This is a genomic window from Leptotrichia trevisanii DSM 22070 (assembly GCF_000482505.1).
Lineage (GTDB): Bacteria > Fusobacteriota > Fusobacteriia > Fusobacteriales > Leptotrichiaceae > Leptotrichia > Leptotrichia trevisanii.
The window spans coordinates 21186-30630 of sequence record NZ_AXVL01000006.1; the positions used below are offsets into that span (position 1 = coordinate 21186).

Annotated in this window: 9 protein-coding genes; all 9 read left to right on the plus strand. The window is 32.7% G+C overall.

Annotated features, from left to right (window positions below):
- Nucleotides 1-107: 107 nt before the first annotated feature.
- The 9 genes from lacB (at nt 108) to K324_RS14140 (ending at nt 9237) form a co-directional block, all read left to right on the plus strand.
- Nucleotides 108-623: a galactose-6-phosphate isomerase subunit LacB gene (lacB, locus tag K324_RS0101740; protein WP_026747625.1), complete on the plus strand. Its 516-nt coding sequence runs from the start codon at nt 108-110 to the stop codon at nt 621-623.
- 14 nt (nt 624-637) lie between these two features.
- Complete coding sequence (locus tag K324_RS0101745; protein ID WP_026747626.1) at nt 638-1570, plus strand: tagatose-6-phosphate kinase; 933 nt, start codon at nt 638-640, stop codon at nt 1568-1570.
- Between the two features lie 26 nt (nt 1571-1596).
- Complete coding sequence (gene lacD / locus K324_RS0101750) at nt 1597-2574, plus strand: tagatose-bisphosphate aldolase (protein ID WP_026747627.1); 978 nt, start codon at nt 1597-1599, stop codon at nt 2572-2574.
- Nucleotides 2575-2667: 93 nt separating this feature from the next.
- Nucleotides 2668-2985, plus strand: coding sequence for a PTS lactose/cellobiose transporter subunit IIA (locus K324_RS0101755; RefSeq protein WP_026747628.1), 318 nt, complete (start codon nt 2668-2670; stop codon nt 2983-2985).
- A complete protein-coding gene (locus K324_RS0101760) occupies nt 2986-4689 on the plus strand; it encodes a lactose-specific PTS transporter subunit EIIC (RefSeq protein WP_026747629.1) in 1704 nt (567 codons plus the stop codon).
- 29 nt (nt 4690-4718) lie between these two features.
- On the plus strand, nt 4719-6122 hold the full coding sequence (gene lacG / locus K324_RS0101765) for a 6-phospho-beta-galactosidase (protein ID WP_026747630.1): 1404 nt from the start codon (nt 4719-4721) through the stop codon (nt 6120-6122).
- Between the two features lie 179 nt (nt 6123-6301).
- Nucleotides 6302-6769 carry a CopY/TcrY family copper transport repressor gene (locus tag K324_RS0101770; protein ID WP_026747631.1) on the plus strand — a complete coding sequence of 156 codons (468 nt, stop codon included), beginning with the start codon at nt 6302-6304 and terminating at the stop codon, nt 6767-6769.
- 34 nt (nt 6770-6803) lie between these two features.
- A complete protein-coding gene (locus tag K324_RS0101775; RefSeq protein WP_026747632.1) occupies nt 6804-9032 on the plus strand; it encodes a heavy metal translocating P-type ATPase in 2229 nt (742 codons plus the stop codon).
- Nucleotides 9033-9099: 67 nt separating this feature from the next.
- A complete protein-coding gene (locus tag K324_RS14140; RefSeq protein WP_178936259.1) occupies nt 9100-9237 on the plus strand; it encodes a hypothetical protein in 138 nt (45 codons plus the stop codon).
- Nucleotides 9238-9445: the final 208 nt, after the last annotated feature.

Here is a 9445-nt window from a genome sequence, read left to right on the forward strand (position 1 = left end):
TTAATTTTAAGGTTGCTTTATTATATGGTAGAAAAATGAAAAATTATTTATAAAGTGAAATTACGGAAAAAATAAAAATAAAAGAGTAAAAAAGGATGGTAAAAAATATGAAAATAGCTATTGGATGTGATCATATTGTAACAGATGTAAAAATTGCAGTGTCAGATTTTTTGAAATCAAAAGGTTATGAAGTTTTAGATTTTGGAACATATGATTTCACACGTACTCATTATCCAATTTATGGAAAAAAAGTAGGAGAAGCAGTGGCAAGCGGCGAAGCTGATTTGGGAGTATGTATCTGTGGAACAGGTGTTGGAATTAATAATGCTGTAAATAAAGTACCAGGAATACGTTCTGCATTAGTAAGAGATATGACAACTGCGATTTATGCCAAGGAATATTTAAATGCAAATGTAATTGGTTTTGGAGGAAAAATAACAGGTGAACTGCTAATGTGTGACATAATAGAAGCATTTATAAAAGCAGAATATAAAAAAACAGAAGAAAGTGAAAAATTAATTGCTAAAATTAAACATATAGAAACTGTAAATCCAGAACAAACTAATACAGATTTTTTCACAGAATTTTTGGAAAAATGGGACAGAGGGGAATATAAAGATTAAAGGGGCTGATTAAGATGATTTTAACAGTAACAATGAATCCGTCTGTTGACATTTCATATCCTTTGGAAAAATTTAATTTGGATACTGTAAACAGAGTAGCAAAAGCAATTAAGACACCAGGAGGAAAAGGGCTGAATGTAACGAGGGTGCTAAAACAGCTTGATGATAAAGTTATTGCAACGGGGCTTATCGGCGGAGCTTTGGGAATTGATATTCAGAAAAAATTAACAGAAATGGGAATAGAAAACAAATTTTTTGAAATTTCAGGGGAAACTAGAAACTGTATTGCAATTCTGCATGAAGGAAATCAGACGGAAATTTTGGAAAATGGGCCTACAATTAGTCAATCTGAAAGTGAAAAATTTTTAGAATACTTTGAAAAACTAGTACAGGAAGTTCAAATTATTTCAATTTCAGGAAGTTTGCCTAATGGGTTGGAAGATGACTATTATTCAAAAATGATTGAAATTTGTAATAAATATGAAAAACCTGTTGTGCTTGACTGTTCGGGAAGAGCATTGGTAGAAGTTTTGAAAAATGAATATAAGCCAAAAATCATAAAGCCTAATACAGAAGAATTATCGCAGTTGATTGGGAAAGAAGTATCAAAAGACATTGGAGAATTAAAGGAAACTTTGAAAAATAAATTATTTGATGGAATTGAGTGGATTATTGTTTCGCTGGGAGCAGATGGCGCTTTTGCAAAGCATAATGATAAATTTTACAAAGTTAATGTTCCAAAAATAGAAGTTGTAAATCCTGTAGGTTCTGGCGATTCTACAGTGGCTGGAATTACATCGGCAATTTATGAAAATGCAAGTGACGAAAATTTATTGAAGAAGGCTAATACGCTAGGAATGTTAAATGCGATGGAAAAATTGACAGGATTTGTAAATTTGGAAAATTATGAAAAATTATTTAGCAAAATTGAGATAGTTGAATATTAAACGAAATTTATAAGGAGGAATAAATAATGAAATTAACTGAACAAAAAAGAAAATATTTAGAAAATTTAAGTGATAAAAATGGATTTATATCAGCGTTAGCAATTGACCAAAGAGGAGCTTTGAAAAAGATGTTAAATAAACATCAAGAATCTGAAGCAACAGCTGAACAAATAAAGGAGTTTAAAGTATTAGTTTCAAAACATTTAACAAAATATTCTTCTTCAATTTTACTAGATCCTGAATACGGACTGGATGCGGCAAAAGCTAGAGATAAAGATGCTGGATTATTATTAGCTTATGAAAAGACAGGATATGATGCAAATGCAGTTGGAAGATTGCCAGACTGCCTTGTTGAATGGTCGGCTAAAAGACTAAAAGAAGAAGGGGCAGATGCAGTAAAATTTTTATTGTATTATGATGTAGATGAAAGTGAAGAAATTAATATTCAGAAAAAAGCATATATGGAAAGAGTAGGAGCTGAATGTGTCGCAGAAGACATACCTTTCTTTTTGGAAATTTTAAGTTACGATTGTAAAATTGATGACAACAGCACAGCGGAATATGCAAAAGTAAAACCAAGAAAAGTTATTGAAGCAATGAAAGTATTTTCAGATCCGAGATACAATGTTGATGTTTTAAAAGTAGAAGTTCCTGTAAATATGAAATTTGTAGAAGGGTTTAGCGATGGAGAAACTGTTTACACAAAAGAGGAGGCTGCAAATTACTTTAAACTTCAGGAAGAAGCAACATCATTGCCATACATTTATCTAAGTGCTGGAGTAAGTGCGAAACTTTTCCAAGATACATTAAAGTTTGCTCATGATTCAGGTGCTAAATTTAATGGAGTATTGTGTGGAAGAGCGACTTGGGCAAATGGTGTGGAAGTGTTTGCTAAGGAAGGCGAAAAGGCGACTGTGGAATGGCTGGACACTGTGGGAAGAAAGAATATTGAAGAACTAAATGAAGTAGTTGAAAAAACAGCAACATCTTGGAAGGAAAAATAAGATTTTAGAAAAATCGAAAATAAAAAAACAAAAGTAAGAATTAAAAAAATATAGTTAGAAAAATAAAAATATTATGTAAAAAGGGAGAGAATTATGACTAAAGAAGATGTTACAATGATTGGATTTGAAATAGTAGCTTATGCAGGAGATGCAAGATCTAAATTGATGATTGCGTTAAATAAAGCACAAAATGGAGAGTTCGAAGAAGCGGAAAATTTAGTAAAAGAGGCTGAGGAATGTCTGGTTGGTGCTCATAATTCACAAACAGATATTTTAGCTAAAGAAGCGGCTGGAGAAGATTTAGAAATGAGTTTTATTATGATTCATGGACAAGATCATTTGATGACAACAATATTATTGAAAGAATTAATGAAACATTTAATAGAATTATATAAAAGAGGAGCAAAGTAAATGAAAAAACTGATTGAATTTATAGAAAAAGGAAAGCCTTTTTTTGAAAAATTATCTCGGAATATATATTTAAGAGCAATTCGTGATGGTTTTATAGCTGGTATGCCAGTTATACTATTTTCTAGTATTTTTATCTTAATTGCTTATGTTCCAAATGCTTTTGGATTTTTTTGGCCAAAAAATATAGAAGCTTTATTAATGAAACCATACAGTTACTCTATGGGAATCTTAGCATTTTTAGTAGCAGGAACAACAGCTAAATCATTAACAGATTCTGTAAATCGTTCTATGCCAGCAACTAATCAGATTAATTATCTTTCTACACTGTTAGCCTCAATGGTTGGATTGCTGTTATTAGCGGCAGATCCAACTAAAGATGGAATTTCAACTGGATTCTTAGGTACAAAAGGACTTTTAACTGCATTTTTAGCAGCATTTATAACTGTAACAATTTATAAATTCTGTGTAAAGAATGAAGTAACTATAAAAATGCCATCAGAGGTTCCGCCTAATATTTCACAAGTTTTTAAAGATGTAATACCGTTTACTTTATCAATAGTGTTGCTTTATGTTCTTGAGATTCTTGTGCGTCACTTTATTGGAACAGGAGTTGCAGAAGCAGTAGGTAAACTTTTTGGACCGTTATTTTCAGCAGCTGATGGATATGTAGGAATTACTATTATATTTGGAGCTTATGCTTTCTTCTGGTTTGTCGGAATTCATGGGCCTTCAATTGTAGAACCTGCTATTGCAGTTGTTACTTATGCTAATATAGATGCAAATTTAAACCTTATGAGAGCTGGACAGCATGCAGATAAAATTTTGACTTCAGGAACACAAATGTTTATAGTTACAATGGGAGGAACTGGAGCTACTTTAATTGTACCATTTATGTTCATGTGGCTTTGTAAATCTAAGAGGAATAAAGCTATTGGACGTGCCTCTGCTGTACCTACATTCTTTGGTGTAAATGAACCAATTCTATTTGGTGCTCCAATTGTATTAAACCCGGTATTCTTTATACCATTTATCTTTGCACCAATAGTGAATGTGTGGATTTTTAAAATATTTATAGATGTACTTGGAATGAACAGTTTTACTGCTAATCTTCCATGGACAACTCCAGGACCATTGGGAATAATACTGGGAACCAATCTTCAGGTATTATCGTTTATTTTAGCGGCACTTTTAATTGTTGTGGACTTTATTATTTATTATCCATTTATAAAAGTATACGATAAACAAATTCTCGAAGAAGAACGTCTAGGAACTACAAATAACGAATTAAAAGAAAAAGTCGCCGCAAATTTCAACACTAAAAAAGCAGATAACATTCTTGAAAAAGCTGGTGTTGAAAAAACTGGTGCTGTTAAAAATAATATAACAAAAGAAACAAATGTACTTGTACTGTGTGCTGGTGGAGGAACAAGTGGACTTTTAGCAAATGCTTTAAATAAGGCATCAAAAGAACATGATGTTCCTGTTAAAGCCGCAGCAGGTGGATATGGTGCACATCGTGAAATACTTCCTGAATTTGATTTAGTTATTCTTGCACCACAAGTTGCATCAAATTTTGAAGATATGAAGGCAGAAACTGATAAGCTAGGAATTAAATTAGCAAAAACTGAAGGAGCTCAATACATTAACTTGACTCGTGATGGTAAGGGTGCGTTAGATTTTGTGCAAGCACAATTTGAAGATTAATATATTTTAATAATAAGAGAGGTTTAATTATGTCAAAAAAATTACCAGAAGATTTTATTTTTGGAGGAGCAACAGCGGCATATCAGGCTGAAGGTGCAATCAAAATTGATGGAAAGGGACCAGTTGCATGGGATAAATTTTTAGAAGAAAACTATTGGTATACGGCAGAACCTGCGAGTGATTTTTATCATCAATATCCAGTTGATTTGAAACTTTGCGAAGAATTCGGTATAAATGGAATAAGAATTTCAATTGCATGGTCTAGAGTTTTCCCAAATGGATATGGTGAAGTAAATCCTAAAGGAGTGGAATTTTACCATAAACTGTTTGCAGAATGTAAAAAAAGAAATGTTGAACCATTTGTAACACTTCATCATTTTGATACACCCGAGGTTTTGCACTCCAACGGAGATTTTTTAAATCGTGAAAATATAGAGCACTTTGTAAATTATGCAAAATTCTGTTTTGAAGAATTTAGTGAAGTAAACTATTGGACAACATTTAATGAAATAGGACCAATTGGAGATGGTCAATATCTTGTTGGGAAATTTCCTCCAGGAATAAAATATGATTTTGAAAAATTGTTTCAGTCACATCATAATATGGTTTTAGCACACGCAAAAGCAGTTAATTTATTTAAGAAAAATGGCTATCACGGAGAAATAGGAATGGTTTGTGCATTGCCAACAAAATATCCCTATGATCCAAATAATCCAAAAGATGTGAGAGCAGCTGAATTGGACGACATCATTCATAACAAATTTATTTTGGATGCTACTTTTAAAGGTGAATATTCAAAGGATACAATGGAAGGTGTAAATCACATTTTAAAAGTCAATGGAGGGAAATTAGATTTAAGAGAAGAAGATTTCGAAATATTAAAAGCTGCAAAAGATTTGAATGATTTTCTTGGAATAAATTATTATATGAGTGACTGGATGGCTGAATATGATGGTGAAACTGAAATTATTCACAACGCAACAGGAAATAAAGGAAGTTCCAAATATCAAATAAAAGGCGTGGGACAAAGAAAAGCCAATGAAAGTATCCCAAGAACTGACTGGGACTGGATAATTTATCCGCAAGGTCTTTATGATCAAATCTCAAGAGTTAAAAGAGATTATCCAAATTACAAAAAAATCTATATTACTGAAAATGGTTTAGGCTATAAAGATGTTTTTGAAGACAATACAGTATATGACAATGCAAGAATAGATTACATAAGACAACATTTGGAAGTGATTTCAGATGCAATAAGAGATGGAGCGAATGTAAAAGGATATTTCTTATGGTCATTAATGGATGTATTTTCTTGGTCTAATGGCTATGAAAAAAGATATGGATTATTCTATGTTGACTTTGAAACACAAAAACGTTATCCGAAGAAAAGTGCTTACTGGTATAAAAAGGTAGCGGAAACAAAAGAAGTCTAAAATAATATTTATATATTTGAATTTTTTGTGTGGGAGTGAAAGCTCTCACATTTTAATTTATTTTTTGGGTGGTGAAACCCGCAAAATTATTATAACAAAAAAGACTTGACAAAAAACGATTACTATTGTAAACTATTAATATATAAGATTACAAACGTAAACGTTAAGAGAGGTAAAATATGAAAGAAAACTGTAAACTTGATAAAAAACAGCATATAACCGATGCAGAATGGGAAGTAATGCGTGTTGTGTGGGCAAATAGTGAAGTTACAAGCAAGTTTGTAGCAGAGGTGCTTTGTGAGAAAATGAACTGGAAGCAGGCTACAATAAAGACATTATTAAATCGGCTGTTGGAAAAGAATATTTTGAAAAAGAGGGAAATTGGGAACAAGTATATTTATTCGACAGATTTTACAGAAAAAGAAGTGGCTAATAGTTATATATTGGGAACTTTTGATAAAATTTGTAAAACGAAAGTTGGAGAAATGATAGGGAAAGTTATTGAGAACAGTGAACTGAGTTTTAGCGACTTGGACTTGATTTTGAAGGCTGTGGAGAAAAAGAGGAAAACGGCTGTGGAAGAAGTTTTGTGTGATTGTGTTGAAGGGCAGTGTAATTGTGAACATAATGGGCATAAGCATATTTAAAGATATATTGTATTAGATGAAGGAGGAAAAGATTATGGCAGAAAAAAACTATACAGTAACTGGGATGAGCTGTGCAGCTTGTGCTAATGCTGTGGAAAAGGCACTTAATAAAAATACGGATATTAGTGCTTCAGTTAATATTGCAACTGAAAAATTGAATATTGAATATGATGAGAAGAAGTATGATTTTGATAAAATTAGGGAAATAGTGGAGTCGGCTGGGTATGGGCTGGTTGAGGATATGACGGAAGATAAAAAGATGGAACTTTATCAGGAAAAAATAACAAGTTTGAAAAATCGATTAATTTTGGCAGTTATTTTTGTTGTTCCACTTTTGTATATTTCGATGGGGCATATGCTTGGGGCGGCACTTCCTGAATTTTTGAATCCTAAAGTAAATGCTTTGAATTTTGCATTGGCACAGTTTGTATTGACTTTGCCTATTATTTATGCTGGAAGAGATTTTTTTTCACATGGATTTAAAAATTTAGTAAGAAAATCTCCAACAATGGATTCGTTAATTGCTATTGGGGCAACAGCGGCGGTACTCTATGGAATTTACGCCACTTTTAGAATTGTAACTGTAGATCCTGAAGCACATATGGATTTATATTATGAATCGGCTGGTACAATTATTACGTTAATTTTATTTGGGAAACTACTGGAGGCAAAAACAAAAGGGCAAACTTCATCGGCAATAAAAAAACTTATCGGACTTCAGCCTAAAAAGGCTAAAATTATTGAAAATGGAGCGGAAAAGGAAGTTCTGATTGAAAACTTGAAAGTTGGAGATATTGTTATTGTGAAGCCGGGAGAAAAAATTGCGGTGGATGGAAGGATTGTGGAAGGGGCGACTTCTGTTGATGAGTCAATGTTGACAGGAGAAAGTTTGCCGGTAAGCAAAAAAGTTGGGGACAAGGTTGTTGGAGGAAGTATTAATAAAAATGGAAGTATTAGATTTGAGGCGACTGAAATTGGTAAAAATACAGTTTTGTCGCAAATTATAAAGCTGGTTGAGGAGGCACAGGGTTCAAAGGCTCCGATTTCTCGAATGGCTGACATTGTGGCGGCATATTTTGTACCGATTGTTATTGGGATTGCGATAATTACAGGGATTGCATGGTTTTTGAGTGGTAGTGGATTGGTTATTGCATTGTCGTTTTTCATCGCTGTACTTGTAATTGCGTGTCCGTGTGCATTGGGACTTGCAACACCTACATCAATAATGGTTGGGACTGGAAAAGGGGCTGAGAACGGTATTCTTATAAAAAGCGGGGAAGCCCTTGAAACAGCACATAAAATTAAAACAGTTGTGTTTGACAAGACTGGTACGATTACGAAAGGAAAGCCTGTACTGACTGATTTGATTGCTTATGGAAATTATAACGAGAATGAATTGTTAAAAATTGCTGCAAGTGTAGAAAATGATTCAGAGCATCCATTGGCAGAAGCAATCGTAAATGAAGCAAAAGAGAAAAATATTGAAATTAAGCCGTATGAAAAATTTAGGGCGATGCCAGGTTACGGTATTCGTGCAACATTTGAAGGCAAGGAAGTGCAAATTGGAAATAGAAAACTTATGGAAAATCGAAAAATTAATGTGGAAATTTCTCAAAAAGATTATGATATTCTGTCGAATGAAGGAAAAACACCAATGTATATTTCAATTGATAACGAATTGGCGGGACTTGTTGCAGTTGCAGATGTTATCAAGGAAACAAGTAAGGAAGCTATAGAAAAACTGAAAAAAATGGGAATCAAGACAATAATGCTAACTGGAGATAACGAAAAAACTGCGAAATTTATCGCAAAACAAGTGGGAATAGATGATGTGATTTCAGAAGTGCTGCCTTATCAGAAATCTCAAAAAGTAAAGGAACTTCAAGAAAAAGATGAATTTGTTGCAATGGTTGGAGACGGAATTAACGATTCACCAGCACTAGCTCAGGCAAACGTTGGAATTGCAATAGGAAATGGAACAGATGTTGCCATAGAATCGGCTGATATTGTCTTAATTAGAAACGATTTGAGAGATGTTGCAGGTGCAATAGCATTAAGTAAAGTGACAATCACAAATATAAAGGAAAATCTGTTTTGGGCATTCTTTTATAATGTACTGGGAATTCCATTTGCCGCTGGAATATTTTACGCATTTTTCAATGGACCAAAATTAGATCCTATGATAGCGGCTTTTGCGATGTCGTTTAGTTCAGTATCAGTTTTGGGAAATGCTTTGAGATTGAAATTTTTTAAAGTTAAATAGAATTTTGAAAAATAGGTTAAATTTTATTACATATCTATGATATTATCTTCTATAAGAAGTGAGTAGTATGGAAACAAAATTAAGAAATTTAACAAAGAAAGTTGAGAATAAATCAGTAAAAATTGCAGAAGATAAGGAATTGGAAATAATTTCTTCTAAAGTTTTGAAGAAGTATAAAAAAACATTTGAGAAATTGACGAAATGATTCCTGTATAAAAAAATATAAAATGACAGAGTAAAAAATATAGGGGCAGTCATTAAATACCACAACAAATCTTTTTTGACTGCTTTTTTTAAAATATTTTACTTTGTGATATTTCTTTCAAAACTTCCCTAATCGGACATTCTCCTCCTCTCAAATATGGAATGTTTGTGCTTTTTCCTGTTTCATTAACAATTTCTGGCAAGCATTC

Excerpts from the sequence above, each read along its gene's own strand:
- K324_RS0101760 (WP_026747629.1), top strand. The coding sequence starts at position 2,986 with ATGAAAAAACTGATTGAATTTATAGAAAAAGGAAAGCCTTTTTTTGAA.
- lacB (WP_026747625.1), top strand. The coding sequence starts at position 108 with ATGAAAATAGCTATTGGATGTGATCATATTGTAACAGATGTAAAAATT.
- K324_RS0101775 (WP_026747632.1), top strand. The coding sequence starts at position 6,804 with ATGGCAGAAAAAAACTATACAGTAACTGGGATGAGCTGTGCAGCTTGT.
- lacG (WP_026747630.1), top strand. The coding sequence starts at position 4,719 with ATGTCAAAAAAATTACCAGAAGATTTTATTTTTGGAGGAGCAACAGCG.
- K324_RS14140 (WP_178936259.1), top strand. The coding sequence starts at position 9,100 with ATGGAAACAAAATTAAGAAATTTAACAAAGAAAGTTGAGAATAAATCA.
- lacD (WP_026747627.1), top strand. The coding sequence starts at position 1,597 with ATGAAATTAACTGAACAAAAAAGAAAATATTTAGAAAATTTAAGTGAT.
- K324_RS0101755 (WP_026747628.1), top strand. The coding sequence starts at position 2,668 with ATGACTAAAGAAGATGTTACAATGATTGGATTTGAAATAGTAGCTTAT.
- K324_RS0101770 (WP_026747631.1), top strand. The coding sequence starts at position 6,302 with ATGAAAGAAAACTGTAAACTTGATAAAAAACAGCATATAACCGATGCA.
- K324_RS0101745 (WP_026747626.1), top strand. The coding sequence starts at position 638 with ATGATTTTAACAGTAACAATGAATCCGTCTGTTGACATTTCATATCCT.